14 protein-coding genes are annotated in these 15,980 nt (G+C 63.5%); 7 read left to right on the forward strand and 7 right to left on the reverse strand.

The window, feature by feature from the left end:
- Positions 1-4 precede the first annotated feature (4 nt).
- Positions 5-832, forward strand: coding sequence for a MetQ/NlpA family ABC transporter substrate-binding protein (locus ACNA1V_RS08080; RefSeq protein WP_415833086.1), 828 nt, complete (start codon positions 5-7; stop codon positions 830-832).
- Between the two features lie 71 nt (positions 833-903).
- Here the strand turns inward: ACNA1V_RS08080 and ACNA1V_RS08085 are convergent, their stop codons facing one another.
- The 7 genes from ACNA1V_RS08085 to ssuD form a co-directional block, all read right to left on the reverse strand.
- Positions 904-1,632, reverse strand: coding sequence for a 2OG-Fe(II) oxygenase (locus tag ACNA1V_RS08085; protein ID WP_415833087.1), 729 nt, complete (start codon positions 1,630-1,632; stop codon positions 904-906).
- On the reverse strand, positions 1,619-2,329 hold the full coding sequence (locus tag ACNA1V_RS08090) for a 2OG-Fe(II) oxygenase (protein ID WP_415833088.1): 711 nt from the start codon (positions 2,327-2,329) through the stop codon (positions 1,619-1,621). Before ACNA1V_RS08090 ends, ACNA1V_RS08085 begins: the two co-directional genes overlap by 14 nt.
- Complete coding sequence (gene ada, locus ACNA1V_RS08095; RefSeq protein ID WP_415833089.1) at positions 2,326-3,402, reverse strand: bifunctional DNA-binding transcriptional regulator/O6-methylguanine-DNA methyltransferase Ada; 1,077 nt, start codon at positions 3,400-3,402, stop codon at positions 2,326-2,328. The genes ACNA1V_RS08090 and ada overlap by 4 nt, the downstream gene beginning before the upstream one ends.
- A 92-nt stretch (positions 3,403-3,494) precedes the next feature.
- A complete protein-coding gene (locus ACNA1V_RS08100; protein ID WP_415833090.1) occupies positions 3,495-4,157 on the reverse strand; it encodes a DNA-3-methyladenine glycosylase family protein in 663 nt (220 codons plus the stop codon).
- A 43-nt stretch (positions 4,158-4,200) separates the two neighbouring features.
- Positions 4,201-4,851, reverse strand: a complete 651-nt coding sequence (gene alkB, locus ACNA1V_RS08105; protein WP_415833091.1) for a DNA oxidative demethylase AlkB — start codon at positions 4,849-4,851, stop codon at positions 4,201-4,203.
- A 255-nt stretch (positions 4,852-5,106) separates the two neighbouring features.
- A complete protein-coding gene (locus ACNA1V_RS08110) occupies positions 5,107-5,967 on the reverse strand; it encodes an amidohydrolase family protein (protein ID WP_415833092.1) in 861 nt (286 codons plus the stop codon).
- Positions 5,964-7,127: an FMNH2-dependent alkanesulfonate monooxygenase gene (ssuD, locus tag ACNA1V_RS08115; RefSeq protein ID WP_415833093.1), complete on the reverse strand. Its 1,164-nt coding sequence runs from the start codon at positions 7,125-7,127 to the stop codon at positions 5,964-5,966. The genes ACNA1V_RS08110 and ssuD overlap by 4 nt, the downstream gene beginning before the upstream one ends.
- A gap of 477 nt (positions 7,128-7,604) precedes the next feature.
- Here ssuD and trpB point away from each other — a divergent pair, with 477 nt between their 5' ends.
- From trpB to ACNA1V_RS08145, 6 genes are all read left to right on the forward strand, one after another.
- Positions 7,605-8,816 carry a tryptophan synthase subunit beta gene (gene trpB / locus ACNA1V_RS08120; RefSeq protein WP_415833094.1) on the forward strand — a complete coding sequence of 404 codons (1,212 nt, stop codon included), beginning with the start codon at positions 7,605-7,607 and terminating at the stop codon, positions 8,814-8,816.
- 9 nt (positions 8,817-8,825) lie between these two features.
- The gene (locus ACNA1V_RS08125; protein ID WP_415833095.1) at positions 8,826-9,356 is read left to right on the forward strand and encodes a GNAT family N-acetyltransferase; all 531 of its coding nucleotides are present in this window, start codon (positions 8,826-8,828) and stop codon (positions 9,354-9,356) included.
- 248 nt (positions 9,357-9,604) lie between these two features.
- Positions 9,605-10,735, forward strand: coding sequence for a TIGR03364 family FAD-dependent oxidoreductase (locus ACNA1V_RS08130; RefSeq protein ID WP_415833096.1), 1,131 nt, complete (start codon positions 9,605-9,607; stop codon positions 10,733-10,735).
- Between the two features lie 101 nt (positions 10,736-10,836).
- A complete protein-coding gene (locus ACNA1V_RS08135) occupies positions 10,837-11,733 on the forward strand; it encodes a ChaN family lipoprotein (RefSeq protein WP_415833097.1) in 897 nt (298 codons plus the stop codon).
- Between the two features lie 37 nt (positions 11,734-11,770).
- The gene (locus ACNA1V_RS08140) at positions 11,771-13,255 is read left to right on the forward strand and encodes an NAD(P)H-hydrate dehydratase (RefSeq protein WP_415833098.1); all 1,485 of its coding nucleotides are present in this window, start codon (positions 11,771-11,773) and stop codon (positions 13,253-13,255) included.
- Positions 13,256-13,444: 189 nt separating this feature from the next.
- Positions 13,445-15,934, forward strand: a complete 2,490-nt coding sequence (locus tag ACNA1V_RS08145) for an AsmA family protein (RefSeq protein WP_415833099.1) — start codon at positions 13,445-13,447, stop codon at positions 15,932-15,934.
- Positions 15,935-15,980: the final 46 nt, after the last annotated feature.

A 15,980-nucleotide genomic window follows, 5' to 3' on the forward strand; every position in this document is an offset into this window, starting at 1 on the left:
AGAGATGATTCAACAAGCAAAGAAAAAGCTGTGGCTGGCGCTGGGCGCTGCGGGTTTGCTGATGGCAGCGGCGGTTCAGGCGGCGCCCTTGAAAATCGGGGTGTCGGCCGTGACAGCGCCGTCCTTGGAAGCCACGGCGGCAGAGGCCAAGAAGCAAGGGCTGGATGTTGAAGTGATCGAGTTCAGCGATTGGACTGCGCCGAATGAAGCCCTGGCGGCCAAGGATCTGGACGCGAATTTCTTCCAGCACCTGCCTTTCCTGGATAACGCCGCCAAAGCGCGCGGCTACCGTTTCAAAGTGGTGGATGTCGGCTTTCTGATGAATGTCGGCCTGTTTTCCAAATCCATCCGTTCCTTGGATGCCGTGCCGGAAGGCGCGACCATTTCGGTGTATGACGATGTGACCAATCAGGGGCGGCAACTGCTGTTTTTGCAGAAGCTGGGCTTGATCAAACTGAAAAATCCGGAGGATTCATTCAGCACGGTGCACGACATCATTGAAAACCCCAAGAAGTTGAAGTTCGTTGAAGTGCCCGGCCCGCAGCTGGCACGAGCACTTGATGATGTCGATCTGGCGGTCGGGGCGCCGCTGTTTTTTGTCGCTGCAGGCCGCAATGACGTGGCCTCCGGCGGGCTGGCCTATTCCGGCGCAGAGGACGAGAAATATGCGATCCATTTTGTGGCTCGCGATGGTGAACCGACCGATCCGCGCTTGCAGCAATTGATCCGGATTTATCAAGAGTCGCCGGTAGTGCGGCGGCAGATCCACGAATCGCTGGGCCAGGACGAAAAACTCTATACCTTGCCTTGGCTGGAGCGTGCCGCACCCTAGCTCTTGCGTGCCCTTGTGCCGCTGGCAGGCCTGTCGGGCAAGGCCTGCCAGCGGGCGGGCTTGAAGCAAGCCTATCCGGCATCGTGAAAAATCACGCCCAAGGTATGCCGTTCTCCCGCAAGCAACCGGCACACGCCATGGCGCAGATGTGCTCGATAGTATCCGCGTGACGAACGCACCGGACGGTGGTTGACGGCGAACACCACCGCATCCCCCTGATGCCAGGGCACGACCTCCGCCCGGCCGGGGCGCTTGGGATCGCTTTCAGCCAGGAGCAGTTCGCCACCCGCGAAGTCCCGGCCTGGCTGGTTCAGCAGCACGACGGCTTGCAGCGGGAAGACATGCTTCCCATACAAATCCTGATGCAGACAGGTGTAATCATTGGCCTGGTACCGCAATAGCAGCGGCGTGGGCCGGTGTTGTCCTGCGCCGTGGCAGATCGCCAGAAACTCGGCATGCGTGGCGGGAAAGCGCTCATCAAGGCGCATGGCCGCGTGCCAGCGATTCGCAATCGGGGCGAGATAGGGGTACAAGGCCGCACGCAAGCGGCCGACCAGATCGGGCAGGGGATAGCGAAAATACTGGTATTTCCCACGGCCAAACCCGTAGCGCTCCATCACGATTTGGCTGCGGAACAAGTCTTTCTGCGGAAACAACGCCGCGGTCTCAACGCATTGCGCGGGCGTCAACACTTGCGGCAAGACGGCATAGCCATCAAGGGACAGGCTATCTTCAAACGCTGTCCAGGCGTGCTGGGCCAGGCGTTGCTCCAGGTTTTGTCGGGTGTCAGGGGGCATCATGGAAGAAAAGCGTCAGTCCGGTGCGTTCCCCTTGGCGCACGCGACTGATGGCGTGCTTCAGGTTCACTCGGTAATAGCCCTTGCTGCCCAGGACGGGTCGTTGCGCGGTGCTGATGAGTGCAGCATCGCCTTGGCGCAGGGGCAAGACCATGGGCCGCGATTGCATGCGTGGCCGTTGTTCTGTCATGACGAATTCGCCACCTGTGAAATCTATGCCGGGCGCTGACAGCAGACCGATCAGCTGCAGTGGAAAGACATGCTCGCCCTCGGCCTGTTGGTGCAGCCCCAGGTAGTCGGACTCCCTCAGCTGGTACAGGGCGCTCAAGGTTCGTGTCTGCTGCGCTGCGTGCTGGCGTTGCAGGAAGGTTTGCAGCGCTGCCGGGTAGCGGTACTCGATACCCAGTTTTTCGTTCCAGCGGTTGGCGATCTCAGCCAGAGCGGGATAGAGCAACGCGCGCAAGCGAGCCAGCGGTTCCGGCAGGGGCTGCGCGTAGTCATACAGCAAGCCACGGCCCAAATTGGCGGTTTCCAGCGACACCCGCCGCAGGCGTCCTGTCTCCTGCGCCAGGGACGCGGCAGGAGCAAGCAGGCCGGGCAGCAGGGCATAGCCCTCCGCATTCAACTGGTTCTCTATGCCTGCCCAGTCCAGGGTTTCGACGGCGGCTGCCCAGGTATCCATCATGGCGCTCGTGCTCATGTCCGGGATTCGCGGCGCAGCAGTTCCCGCTTGCGCTCAACGCCCCAGCGATAGCCCGAGATGTCGCCATTGCGCCGCACGACGCGGTGGCAAGGAATGGCAACGGCAATGCGGTTGGCCGCACAGGCTTGCGCGACGGCACGAACCGCCTTGGGCGCGCCGATGCGTGCGGCGATCTCTGCATAACTGGCCGTTTCGCCCACCGGGATCTCGCGCAAGGCTTGCCAGACGCGCTGCTGGAATGCGGTACCACGCACATCCAGCGGTAGATTCAGGCCGATGCCGGGCGCTTCGACGAAACCGACGACCTGGGCGACCAGCTGTTCGAAGTCGCTATCGCCACCGATCAGTTCGGCCTTGGGGAAATGATCCTGCAGGTCGCGCACGAGCAGGTCCGGGTCATCCCCCATCAGGATGGTGCAAATGCCGCGTTGGCTCTGTGCCACCAGAATTGCCCCGAGTGCGGATTCGGCGACGGCAAAACGGATGACCGCGCCTACGCCGCCCGCACGGTAGTCCTTGGCCCGCATGCCCAGTACCTGGCCGGCGGTTTCATAGAAGCGGCTATTGGAGTTGAAGCCTGCGCCATAGATCGCGTCGGCCACAGTGCCGGCGGAAGAATGCAGTTCCTGGCGCAGTTTTCGGGCACGGTAGGCCGTGACATAGGCCTTGGGCGTCAGGCCAGTTTCTGCCTTGAATACACGGTGGAAATGAAAGGGACTCATGCCAGCCTGGGCGGCCAGTTCGTCCAGGCTGGGAGCGGTTTCCGCGGTGTCAATCAGGCGGCAGGCTTGTGCCACCAGCGCCGCGCGTTCCGCCGCTGCGGCGCTGCGGTCGCCCTGTGTGCGCCGGCTGGGGCGGTAGCCTGCGGCTTCGGCCAGCTGTGCCGAAGTGAAGAATTCAATGTTCTCGCGTTTGGGCAGCCGTGCCGACGAGCTGGGCCGGCAGTACACGCCCGTGGTTCGCACGGCATAGACGAAATGGCCGTCGGCCTGGGCATCTCGGGTACGCACGGCTTCCCAGCGTTCATCATCCGTACCGTAGGGAGTGGAAGAGCGGGTCTGGCGGCTCATGGCGTTTTTCCGGTGTGCGTTTACGATATAGGCCAGCTTAAGCCTCGGCGCCACGGCAGGAAATCTGTTTCTTGCGGTTGAAATTCAGTGCCTCAGCCGCGTGTCGGAATACGCCACAGGTACCAGGCCGCCACGGTACGGTAGGGACGCCAGGCCAGGCTCAGCTCGCGCATCTGGCGGGGCGTGGGCGCTTTTTCCAAACCCTTGAGACGCCGATAGCCTTCCCGTACTCCGTAGTCATCGGCAGGCAGGATATCGGAACGCTCCAGGGAATATATCAGGAACATCTCGACCGTCCAGCGTCCGACGCCCTTGAGCGATACCAGCCGTTGAATCAGCGTTTCATCGCTGAGTGTGAGTGCCTCGGCACGGGTGGGCACCACGCCGTCCAGCCTGGCCTGGGCGATGCCCCGGATGGTGGCGAGCTTGGCTGCCGAAAATCCGCAGCGGCGTTGTTGCTCGGGGTCGGTCGCCAGCAGCTGGCCCGCCGAAGGAAAGGCGGTGTCAGGGTACAGGGCCAGCAGCCGGGCGAGAATGGCATCGCCCGCCTTGGCATGCAGTTGCTGGTAGGCGATGGCGCGCACCAGTGCTTCATAGGGTTCCCTTGCGGGTTTGGCTGCATGCCGGCATGGGCCGGTCAAAAGAATGTGGCGCGCCCAATCCGTGTCGAGCCCGGACAGGAATTCAGCGGCGCGCGCATAAGTCTGTGGGGCAAGATCCGCCGTGATGGTGCGAGTGGGCAGAGCGGAAGTCATCGCTGTCAATGCCTTGTAGGAACCTGCGGCCAGGCGGCGGGCTTCAGCCCGCTTTGCGGAAGGTGAAGTTGATGCGCTGGCTGCCCAGCAGCGGATGCGGCTCGTCTTTCAAGGGCATGATGCCATGATAACGAAGCCGATCTTCCCCGCCCCAGACGACGACATCGCCGTGATACAGCGCCACTTTGCTTGTTTTGTCGGTGCGGGCGTGCCCGCCGAAGAGGAAGATGGCGGTCATGCCCAGCGAGACGGAAACGATGGGGGCATTGAAGTCGCGTTCGTTCCTGTCCTGATGCAGCGATAGCCGGGAGCCGGGCAGATAACGATTGATGAGGCAGGCGTCCGGTGCAAACGCATCGAAACCGACGGCATTGGCGGCTGCGCGCGCCAGGCGTGAAAACGCTTCAGGCATGGCGGGCCAGGGTTGCCCGCTGGCCGGATCTTGCCGGCTGTAGCGGTATCCGTGCCTGTCCGTTGTCCAGCCCCAGGTACCGCAGTTGGTCAGTGCCACCGACATGGTGAAGCCGCCCGGCGTGAGCATGTGGCGAAAGGGCGAGCGGGTTTCGATAGCCGCGATCGCAGGCAATAGCGTATCGACGTCGGGCAGTGCAAAACCGCGCAGCACAAAGGCGCATGGCCCGATGACTTCGCATGCCTTCTGGGGCGGGTCGTCAAAAAGACGCAGATTCGTCATGTTCTTCCTTCAGAAATCGCTTCGCGAGCCGAGCGCCAGCGCAGCCAGCTTACCTGGGAGGCGTAACGCACCAGGGCTGGACGATTCAGAGGAGAGGATGGGCAGGAAGTTCATGGCGGCAGGTTCCAAAGCAGTCGAACTGCCGCCAGTCTAGAAAATTTTCAAGGATTTGAAACTCCAATCCTTGCGCTTGAATGTCTGGCCGCTCGCTAGGGATGAGCCGGACGGCCGGGCAGAGGTGACGGATGTGACCGGTCAGGGCGTGTCAAGCTGGAACAGGCGGGCCGCATTACCGTAAAGCAGTGATTCCAGCCTGTCGTCCCGGAAGCCCAGCTGCAGGAAGTCTTCGATGCTCTGGCGGATGGGCCGGAAGGTATAGGAGGAGCCGAACAACAACTGGTCTGCCAGGAAACTGTTGGCGGCCTGGACATAAGCCTCGCTGCCCGGCTGGAACAGATACATATCCGGTACCAGATGGACGTTTTCATGGCGGAAGGCCAGGCCAATCGCCTGCTGCACATTGGGCCAATAGCCGTGATAGACCACCAGCGGCAGGTCGGGGAAAGCCTGCGCGACACGCGCCAGCCCGGCCGGGTCGTTAAAGCGCGGGTTCGGGGTGGTCGGGCCGCTCATCAGAAAGACAGGCACGCCCAGATGCCGCGCGAGTTCATAGACCGGCCAGTAAACCGGGTCATCCGGGTGGCGTGCCGGGTCGCCGAATCCGGGCTCCAGGTCGATGCCGGAAAGGCCCAGCGTGCCGATGGCGCGCTCGATTTCCTCCAGTGCGGCACGTTCGCCCTGCAGGACCGGATCGACGCCAGCGATGCCCAGCAGTTCATCGTGCCCATGGACAATCTGGTGGATCGTATCGTTGGGCAGATGCTGCGCGGGAGTGTGGCGGCCCACGACGACGGCCTTGCTCAGGCCGGCGTCACGGATTTCCTGCAGAAAGCCTTGCTGCGTCAGCGATTTCTCGAAGTGGGTGTCGCTGCCGCGTGTACCGACACGCCGGTTCAGCCAACGTGCGGTTGCATGCTCGGGCGAGCCGGGCGTGGCGCCGAAAAAATCATGCAGAAATGCCGGGCGGCAGCGCATGTCGATGATGTTCCGGCTCATGACGCGGATTCCTTGGCAGAGGGGGAGTGGATGGCGCGCGCATCGAAGGCGCCGCCGGTCTGGGCCTGGTCGCGCAGCGTGACAGGGCGTTTGCCCAGCAGGGGAAAGACTAGCTCAGCGAAGCGGATGGATTCTTCCAGGTGCGGGTAGCCCGATAGCACGAAGGTATCGGCACCCAGGTCGGCATATTCTTTGAGCCGTTCGGCAACGGTGGCGGCATCGCCCACCAGGGCCGTCCCCGCGCCGCCGCGTACCAGTCCTACGCCTGCCCAGAGATTGGGCGCGACTTCCAGGCGATCCCGGCGGCCGCCGTGCAAGGCGGCCATGCGCGCCTGGCCGACGGAATCCATCCGGGCGTAGTTCTTTTGTGCCTGCGCGATATCATCGTCGGTCAGCTTGCTGATGAGGCGATCGGCTTCGGCCCAGGCTTCTTCGTTGGTTTCCCGCACGATCACATGCAGGCGTACGCCCAGTTTCAGCTTGCGTCCGTGGCGCGCCGCGCGCTGCCGGACATCAGCGAATTTTTCTGCGACCGCTGCGGGTGGTTCGCCCCAGGTGAGATAGGCATCCACCTGGCTGGCGGCCAGCTCGTGGGCGGCATCCGATGAGCCGCCGAAGTACAGCGGCGGGTAGGGGCGCTGCGCCGGCGGGAAGAAATTGCGGCCTTGCTTGACCTTGAAATACTTGCCATCGAAATCAACGGTTTCCCCGGCGAGCAGGCGACGCCAGATCGTCAGGTATTCGGCGGCATAGTCGTAGCGGGTATCGTGATCCAGGAAAACGCCATCGGCGGCCAGTTCCGTGGCGTCCCCGCCGGGAACGACATTGAGCAGCAAGCGGCCATGCAAGGCCTGATCCAGCGTTGCGGCCTGGCGTGCGCTGGAAACCGGGGCGCCCAAGGAGGTGCGCAAGGCCACCAGCAGCTTGATGCGTTGGGTAACGGGAACCAGGCTGGCCGCAACGACCCAGGGATCCAGGCAGGAGCTGCCGGTAGGAATCAGCAGGCCGTCGTAGCCCAGGTTTTCACTGGTGGTGGCAATGCTGCGCAGATATTCGTTGCTGGGCGCGCGGCCGAAATCCGACTTGCCCAGGTAGCGGGTATCGCCCGATGTGGGGAGGAACCAGAAAATATCTGGCGGAACCTCGAAAATGGCGCTCATGCAGAGATGTCCTGTGACGGGTGTTGAAAAGAGGTCTGACAGGGCAGCATCCGGGCCTGCGCCGCAATGCCGCTGGTGTCGCGGATGGCGTGGAAGCGACGGAGCTGGCAAGGGCATGCTGGCGTGATGCCGTCTGCTGGGCAGACGGCAGGCGGACAGGGAAAGTGTCGTGCCGGAAGGACTGCCGCAGCATTTCATTAAAGAGCCCGTCCGGGCAGCGGCCAACGATATTTATGGCATTAGTTTATTGAGCGCTTGAGAAGTCGGGCGGCCGGGGCGGTCCGGGCGGCCGGCTTGCACGACGGAGGAAAGCAAAACATATAATCTCCGCAACACTGTGCCAGCGCTTGGCTGCGGCCTGCGCCGGCATTCGGTGAATCCTGCCGTCCCGCGATGGGCTGCGGTCGGGATTCACGGCATGAGGCATTCTTTCTTACGACCTTCTTTCCACCTTTCTCTTTTTCCGCGCCACCCGTCATGAGCTCTTCGCACTCCTCGTTTGCCCCCATGCCCGATGCCCAGGGCTTTTTCGGTTCCTTCGGCGGCCAGATCGTGCCGCCGGCCTTGAAACAGGTCATGGATGAGATTGACCAGGCCTATGAAACCATTCGCCAGCGCGAGGATTTTCAGCAGGAACTGGCAGATCTGTTCGCGGATTATGTCGGCCGTCCCAGCCCGATCTTCCATGCGCGGCGGCTGTCCGGCCAGCTGGGGGGCGCGCAGATCCACCTCAAGCGGGAGGATCTCAACCACACGGGAGCGCACAAGATCAATCACTGCCTGGGCGAAGCCCTGCTGGCGCGCTTCATGGGCAAGAAAAAAGTCATTGCCGAAACGGGCGCGGGCCAGCATGGCGTGGCGCTGGCGACGGCATGTGCGCTGGTCGGTATTCCCTGCGAAATCCATATGGGGCAGGTGGATATCGAAAAAGAGCATCCGAACGTCATCAAGATGCGAATTCTGGGTTGCAAGCTGGTACCGGTAACGCGTGGTGCCGCGACCCTGAAAGAAGCCGTGGATAGCGCATTCGAGGAGTACCTCAAGGATCCGCAGGCGTTTTTCTATGCCATCGGTTCCGTGGTCGGCCCCCACCCCTTCCCCAAGATGGTGCGAGATTTTCAGTCCATCATTGGCCGCGAGGCGCGTGAGCAGTTCCAGGCGCGCCATGGCCGCCTGCCGGATTACGTGGCGGCCTGCGTGGGGGGGGGATCCAATGCCATCGGCATGTTCACTGCTTTCCTGAATGACACGGATGTGGCCCTGGTGGGCGTGGAGCCCTCGGGAGAAGGTCTGGACAAACCGGGCCGCCATTCCGCAACCTTGAGCATGGGTAAGCCCGGCCAACTGCACGGCATGGCCTGCTATGTGCTGGAAGACGAGGCAGGCAACCCGGCTGCCGTGCATTCCATTGCGTCCGGCCTGGATTATCCGGGCGTAGGGCCGCAGCACAGTTATCTGAAGGAGCAGGGCCGCGTGCATTATGAAACGGCCAGCGACAAGGAAACGCTGGATGCGTTCATGAGGCTCTCCCGGGTCGAAGGCATTATTCCTGCGCTGGAAAGCGCCCATGCCGTAGCCTGGGCTATCCGGCAGGCGCCGCAATTGCGGCCTGACCAGCATATCCTGGTGAACCTGTCGGGCCGTGGCGACAAGGATGCCGATTACGTCGCCAAAGTGCTTGGGCTGTGAGGAAAGGCGATGACAGAAGCCGGCCTTACGCTGCGCGCCGCCCAGGCTGATGATGCCGCAGGGATTGCAGAGATATACAACGACGCCGTGCGTCACTCGACCGCCATCTGGAACGATACCGTGGTGGACGCCGGCAACCGTGCGGCCTGGCTGGCTGCGCGGGTGCAGGACGGTTTCCCGGTACTGGTGTTGACCGATGCGGCAGGTGCGGTACTGGCCTACGGCAGTTTCGGACCCTGGCGCAGTTTTGATGGCTATCGCTACACGGTGGAGCATTCCGTCTATGTGCGTAGCGATAGCCGTGGCATGGGTCTGGGACGGCGCATGCTGGCCGCCTTGATCGACGCAGCGCGTGCGCAGGGCCGTCATGTCATGGTGGCGGCGATTGACGCGTCCAACGAGGCGTCGATTGCGCTGCATCGGCAACTGGGTTTCGAGGAATCCGGGGTGGTGCGCGAGGCCGGCTTCAAGTTTGGACGCTGGCTGGATCTGCTGTTCATGCGTTTGCAGCTGGATGCGCGGAGCGTGGCCGAGCGCTAGGCCTGTGGGTTGGCCTGATGGTGGGGCAGGGCTCTCGATGGCGGCGGCTGGCTGCGACGGGAGCCCGCCACCAGGGCGGTGGCCAAGCGCCATTTTCATGACCAGTCAGAAAACTGACACAACAATTCCCTAGAGTGCCGCCTGAACGCATCAGCACTTGAGGAGTGGCTCTTGGGAAGGTTTGAACAGCGGCGTACCGGCCGGTCGGCGGACGTCGTGATGGCGCAGTACGCTCAGCGAGGCCGGGCATGAGCGATAGCTTGCAGGGTTTGGATTATGACCTGGTCGTCGTGGGTGCCGGGATCGTGGGGCTGGCGACCGCCTATGCGGCGCGTTGCCAGGGGCTGAGCGTGGCTGTCGTAGAGCGCCAGGCGCATAGCGTCGGTGCATCGGTGCGTAATTTCGGCTTTGTGACCGTGACCGGCCAACGTGCGGGGGCGCATTGGCGTCGCGCCTTGCGCGCGCGTGAGGTCTGGGGCGAGGTCGCGCCGCGAGCCGGAATTCCGGTGCTGCAGCAGGGGTTGTGCGTGTTGGCGCAGCGTCCGGAGGCCATGGATGTGCTGGAAGCCTTTGCCCTGACGGAAATGGGCCAGGCCTGTGAGTTGTTGACGGCCTCCCAGACGGCGCAACGTTACCCGTTCTTGGGGCAGGGCGTGGGGGCGCTGTATAGCCCGCATGAGTGCCGGGTGGAGTCGCGTGAAGCCATTCCCAGGCTGGCGCGCTGGCTACAGCAGGAAATGGGCGTGGTGTTCCACTGGAGTACCGCCGTACAGGACATTGCGCTGCCGGCTATCGACACCAGCCGCGGGCGGCTGCGGGCCGAGCGCTGCATCGTATGCCCCGGCCATGATCTGAATAGCCTGTATCCGGCGGAAATCGCCCGTGCGCAGGCGCGCCTGTGTACTTTGCAGATGCTGCGTGTCAGGCCGGCGCAAGCCTTGCACTTGCCGGCGCCAGTGATGTCGGATTTGAGCCTGGTGCGTTATGAAGGGTATTCCGCCTTGCCGCAGGCGCAGGCGCTGCTCGCCCGTTTGCAGCAGGAACAGGCCGAGCATTTGCGTCAGGGGGTGCACCTGATTGCCGTGCAATCCGCCGACGGCTCGCTGGTGGTGGGTGACAGCCATGTGTACGACGGAGCCGAGGCACCATTCGCGCATGAGGCTATCGACGCTTTGATTCTGCAGGAATTGCAGCGCGTGCTGCCTTTGCCCGGCTTGCAGGTGGTGGAGCGCTGGACCGGTACGTATGCATCGGCAGAGGATGTCGTTTTCCAGGCATCGCCAGCGCCTGGCGTGGTGCTGGGTATCGTGACTGGCGGTACCGGCGCTTCGACGGCCTTTGCTTTTGCGGAAGAATTGCTGGCACAGGCCTTGGCTTGAACCTGCGGTAGTTGTCGTGGCGGGCCTGGAGTTGGAGTTCAGGGGAAAGATAAGGGTATGCTACAGGGGAATTTTCTTCTGACTTCCAGGCATTTACCTCCATGACCCGCATGACACTACGACTGACGTTCCTTGGTATGGCCAGTTTGGCGCTGGCCGCATGCTCTGCCACCAATCCTTCCGCCCAGGCACCAGTGACCGCAGAGGCTGCCGTGACCCCGATCCCTGCCGCTGCGGCCGCCTTGCCGTCCTCGGGGTGGACCGATCCTGCCACGCTGGCGCAGGTCATGCCGCGCTACCGCTATGTCCTGCTGGGTGAACAGCATGACAATGCGGAGGGGCATCGCCTGCGTTATGAAGCGCTGGCGCAGGCAGTGGCGCAAGGCTGGCGTCCCGTCATTGCCATGGAACAGTTCGATCAGGAACAGGCGGAAGACCTGGTGCGTGCCAGGGCGGAATGCGGCCAGGATGCCGACTGCGTGATCCGGCGCGGCGCGCCCGCCAAGTCTGGCTGGCAGTGGGAGTTTTATCGTCCGGTCGTGGCGCTGGCGTTGCGCTACGACCTGCCGCTGGTTCCGGCGAATCTGTCCCGCGCCGAGGCTGGCAAGGTATTGCGGCAAGGGGTGTCGGCGGCATTCACGCCCGAGGAACTGCATACGCTCAAATTGGATAGCGCGGTGCCGCAGCGCTTGCTGCCGTTGCACAATGAAATTTTCTCCAGCCTGCACGGGGGCCATGCCTCTGCGGAACAGGTGGCGCCGTTCTCGCGCGCGCAAATGGCGCGTGATGCGGTGATGGCCCAGAGCCTCAGGTACGCCGATGGCCAGCCGGCCGTCTTGATTGCCGGTAATGGCCATGTCCGTGCCGATGTGGGGGTGGCGCAGTGGCTGGATGCGGCAGATGGCGAGATCCTGACGGTGGGTTTTGTTTCGGATCTGGAAGAGCCGGGTCAGTATGACGCCAGGGTTCGCATTCCGGTCATTCAGCGCGGCGAATGAACCCTGAAGACTGAGGCAAGCACAGGAGGGCTCCGGGATGAGTCGGTCGGGATCGGGCTATGAGTTGTTGACGCCATCGGAAATGAATGCGGCAGATCGGGCTGCGATCGCCGCCGGGGTGCCGGGCACGGTACTGATGCATGCCGCAGGCATGGCGGTGGCGCAAGCCATCGCCGGGCGTTGGCCGCGCGGCCGTTTGCTGGTGTTGTGTGGCCCGGGCAACAACGGTGGCGATGGTTTCGTTGCCGCGAGTATCCTGGCTGCCCAGGGCTGGCCGGTGCGAGTGGCCTTGTTGGGCGATCGTGCCCAGTTGCGCGGCGATGCGGCCTGGGCAGCGTCCTTGTGGGCTGGCCCGGTTGTGGCAGCCGAACAGGTAGATTTGTCGGAAACCGACCTGGTGCTGGATGCCTTGTTCGGCGCCGGGCTGGTGCGCGAGCTGGACGGCGCGGCAGCCCGGCTGGTGTTGATGTTGACCAATAGCGGCCTGCCGGTCTGTGCGGTGGATGTGCCCAGCGGCGTGGATGGCGCCACGGGCGAGGTGCGCGGCGTGGCTGTCCGGGCCGAACTGACCGTCAGTTTCGAGCGGGGCAAGCCGGGGCACTGGCTGTATCCGGGCCGGGCCTTGCGGGGTGAGTTGCATCTGGCCGGTATTGGCATGCCCGCCACGGTGCTGGCAGAGATGGCATTGCAGGCCTGGCTCAATGACCCGGCAGTCTGGCGCCCGGTTTTCCCCCGGCCTGAGGCACAAGGCCACAAGTATTCGCGAGGACATCTATTGGTACTCGGTGGCGCGAGCATGACCGGTGCCAGCCGTTTGTCGGCGCGCGCGGCGCAGCGTGTCGGTGCCGGGCTGGTCACGCTGGCGGCGCCGTCCGCCGTCTGGCCGGTGTATGCCGCTGCGCTGGAGAGCGTCATGGTGGCCGCACTGGAAACGGCAGGCTGTTTTGCCGCGCTGCTGGCGGATGAGCGGCGCAATGCCTGCGTTATCGGCCCTGGGGCAGGCGTGACCGACGCGACGCGCGATGCCGCGCTGGCTGCCTTGCGGACGGGGCGCGCTACCGTGCTGGACGCGGATGCATTGACCGTCTTTCAGGCAGCGCCGCAACAATTGTTCGATGCCATCCGGGGCCCTTGCCTGCTGACCCCGCACGAGGGGGAGTTTGCGCGCTTGTTCCAGGCCAGCGGAGACAAACTCGCGCGTGCGCGGGCGGCCGCGCGCAGCAGCGGTGCAGTGGTCTTGCTCAAAGGGCCGGATACGGTGATCGCTGCGCCGGACGGCCGTGCCGTGATCAACGGTTGCGCGCCGCCCTGGCTGGCCAGCGGTGGCACGGGCGATGTGCTGGCTGGGCTGGCAGGCGGACTGATGGCGCAGGGCATGCCGGTATTTGAGGCCGCATGTGCTGCCGCCTGGCTGCATGGGCAGACTGCGCAGCGCATCGGGCCGGGGCTGGTCGCGGAAGACCTGATCCAGGCCTTGCCGGCGAGCTTGGCGGCCTTGATGGGGTGGACGCCTCCGGCCTGAACGGCGGTCCGTCAGGCAGGCCGTCGGGGCGCCTGGAGGGGGGATGGACAAATCGTTGCAACATTCCCGCCCCTGCAGGAGCCGCACACCTGCAGCGACTTGCGTTAGCATTGGAACTTTACGGCCATTGTCGTTATCCCGCAGGGGAAACACAGGCCGGATGGCTCGACCAGCTTTCCCTGGAATGCAATGAAACAATGGTTCAAACGCATTGTCATCGCCCTGGCGTCACTGATTGTGATTGCCGTGGTGGGCATTGCGATTTTCCTTCTGACTTTCGATCCCAATGCCTATAAGGACAGGCTGGCAGAGGCCGTGCATGAACGCTACGACCGCACGCTGACTGTCAATGGGCCATTGGATTTTTCGTTGTTCCCGCGTATCGGTCTGACGTTGCGCGAAGTGTCCTTGTCCGAACCGGACTCCGATGATGTGTTTGCATCGGTGGAAAGCGCGCGCCTGGCGGTGGCGGTCTGGCCATTGCTGTTCAATCGTCTGGTGGTCGATCATGTCGCGATCGACGGCTTCAAGGCCAGGGTGGCGCGTGATGCCCAGGGCAATTTCAATTTCCAGGATTTGCTCGGTGACGCTCCGCATGACGCCGGCGCCGGCAATGCCCGCAAGCTGACTCCCGACGAGGCGCTTGCCGGCGGTGTGGCGGCAGGGGTACAGGCGGCTGCGCAGGCAGTGAACTCGGCAGATGCCGCCGCGCAGGGCAGCGACATGCAGATCGACATTGCCGGCCTGGCGCTCAAGGATGGCGAAATCCTGTTCAGCGACGCCGCTTCCGGCGCTGCCGTGCGTTTGTACAGTATTGATATCAATACGGGACGAGTGACCTTCGGCCAGCCGTTCAATGTTGCCTGGACGGCCAAGATGGCCGGCGATGAACCGGCCGTGGCGGCAGATCTGTCAGGCCAGGCCATGTTCAAGCTGGATCCCTTGAAGCGGCAGTATGCCGCCCAGAAGCTGGATACCCGGCTGGCTGGCCAACTGGGGCCCTTGCAGGCGAGCAATCTCAGCCTGAAAGGCAATAGCCTGGCGTTTGACGGAGCCCAGCGTACGCTGGATCTTGCCGGCCTGGAGTTGATCTTCCAGGGGGATGTGGCCGGGACGCGGCCGCTGACGGGCGTGGATACCAATATCCAGATTGCCAAGCTGGCAGCCTATCCGGCTTCCTGGCGCATGCAGCTGGAGCGCATGGCGGTACGTTCCAAGGGCGCGCTGGCCCAGCAGCCTTTCGAGTTGGCCGTGGACGCGCCCGCGCTTGATGTATCGCCCACACAGGCCGGCGGCGAGCCGCTGACGGGGCGCTGGCGCTTGAGTGGCGAGGATGCGGTGGATATCTCCTTTGGCCTGGAAGGGCTGGAGGGGACGGCGGCCGATATGGATTTCAGCCAGCTGAAGCTGGATGCCGCGGTGCGCCAGGGCGCGCGCCTGGTGAAAACGCAGCTGGCTTCGCCCGTGGAACTGCGCCCGCTGCAGGAAGAAGTGGCGCTGACCGGGCTCAAGGGCGATATCGTCATTACCGATCCGGATTTGCCCAAGGGCTCGCTATCCATTCCTGTGATTGGCAGCATGTCCGCCGATTTTGCGAACAATACGGGCAAGGCCAGCATCAATGCGGTGCTGGAAGGCGGCAAGTTCGACCTGGGCGTGGAGTATGACGCGCAGCCGGGCAAGGGGGTGATTTTCTCTCTGGCGGCGGATACGCTGGATCTCGACAAGCTGTTGCCGGGTGCCCAGGCCGTTGCGGCAACGGCGGCGCCGGAGCGTAAGGGTGAAACCGAAGCCGAGCCGCAGGAAGCCACAGACGATGCGGGCGAAGCAGCTGCCGCGGCGCCAGCGCCGGCACCGGCTGCACCCGAAGCGTCTTCCTGGCGCTGGCTGAGCAAAACGGCGGTAAAGGGCGATATTCGCATCGGTGATCTCGTGCTGCAGGGCCTGAAAGCCCGGAATGTTCGCGGGCAACTGGAGGCAGGTGCAGGCAAGCTGCAATTGCGTGATGTGCAGGCCGGCCTGTATGAAGGCCAGTTGAGCGGCAATGCCTCTCTGGCCGAAGAAGGCAAGCAGGCCAAAATCAAACTGAACCTGAATGGCGTGGTGTTGGGCGCATTGCTGCAGGATCTTGGGGTGCAACCCATGATCAGCGGCAAGGCAGATGTCGCGCTGGATCTGTCGGCGCAAGGGGCCAAGACCGAAGAATGGCTGGCCAGCCTGGGCGGCTCGGCCCGTGTGAAAGTCGTCGATGGCATGCTGGATGGCCTGGATGCAGAGCAATGGCTGGCCGATTTCAGCGAGGGGCTCCGGCGCGGCGTGGCGCCTGTGATCCGGCGTTCCGGCATGACGCGCTTCTCGCTGCTGGATGTGCAGGCGTCGCTGGCCAAAGGCATTGCCACATTGCGCCGGCTGAACTTCGACAGCACCTATGTCAAGGTTTCCCAAAGCCAGCAAGGAACGGTGAATCTGATCAGCGGGCAGTTGAATCTGACGCTGCAGGCGCGGATGCAGGGCCTGCGCAAGCACTCCAATGCGCGTCAGCTGCAGATACTGGAAGGCATCCGTGTGCCGGTGCGCATTACAGGGAACTGGTCCAATCCGCAATATGCCGTGCAGTTCGAGAATATCGTCGGCTCGGCCATTCGCGGCCAGTTGCAGCGCATGATACGCGGCCGGTAGATGCTATCGCGGTGAGCGGCCTGCCGCATGCAAAAAGCCTGGACCG

The organism is Kerstersia similis (genome assembly GCF_965139615.1).
GTDB classification, from domain to species: Bacteria; Pseudomonadota; Gammaproteobacteria; order Burkholderiales; family Burkholderiaceae_B; genus Kerstersia; species Kerstersia similis.

Bases quoted from the DNA above. Each gene is read 5' to 3' on its own strand.
- ACNA1V_RS08135 (WP_415833097.1), top strand. From the start codon at position 10,837: ATGACCCGCATGACACTACGACTGACGTTCCTTGGTATGGCCAGTTTG.
- ACNA1V_RS08080 (WP_415833086.1), top strand. From the start codon at position 5: ATGATTCAACAAGCAAAGAAAAAGCTGTGGCTGGCGCTGGGCGCTGCG.
- ACNA1V_RS08130 (WP_415833096.1), top strand. From the start codon at position 9,605: ATGAGCGATAGCTTGCAGGGTTTGGATTATGACCTGGTCGTCGTGGGT.
- ACNA1V_RS08110 (WP_415833092.1), bottom strand. From the start codon at position 5,967: ATGAGCCGGAACATCATCGACATGCGCTGCCGCCCGGCATTTCTGCAT.
- ACNA1V_RS08085 (WP_415833087.1), bottom strand. From the start codon at position 1,632: ATGATGCCCCCTGACACCCGACAAAACCTGGAGCAACGCCTGGCCCAG.
- trpB (WP_415833094.1), top strand. From the start codon at position 7,605: ATGAGCTCTTCGCACTCCTCGTTTGCCCCCATGCCCGATGCCCAGGGC.
- ACNA1V_RS08140 (WP_415833098.1), top strand. From the start codon at position 11,771: ATGAGTCGGTCGGGATCGGGCTATGAGTTGTTGACGCCATCGGAAATG.
- ACNA1V_RS08100 (WP_415833090.1), bottom strand. From the start codon at position 4,157: ATGACTTCCGCTCTGCCCACTCGCACCATCACGGCGGATCTTGCCCCA.
- ACNA1V_RS08090 (WP_415833088.1), bottom strand. From the start codon at position 2,329: ATGAGCACGAGCGCCATGATGGATACCTGGGCAGCCGCCGTCGAAACC.
- ada (WP_415833089.1), bottom strand. From the start codon at position 3,402: ATGAGCCGCCAGACCCGCTCTTCCACTCCCTACGGTACGGATGATGAA.
- ACNA1V_RS08145 (WP_415833099.1), top strand. From the start codon at position 13,445: ATGAAACAATGGTTCAAACGCATTGTCATCGCCCTGGCGTCACTGATT.
- ssuD (WP_415833093.1), bottom strand. From the start codon at position 7,127: ATGAGCGCCATTTTCGAGGTTCCGCCAGATATTTTCTGGTTCCTCCCC.
- alkB (WP_415833091.1), bottom strand. From the start codon at position 4,851: ATGACGAATCTGCGTCTTTTTGACGACCCGCCCCAGAAGGCATGCGAA.
- ACNA1V_RS08125 (WP_415833095.1), top strand. From the start codon at position 8,826: ATGACAGAAGCCGGCCTTACGCTGCGCGCCGCCCAGGCTGATGATGCC.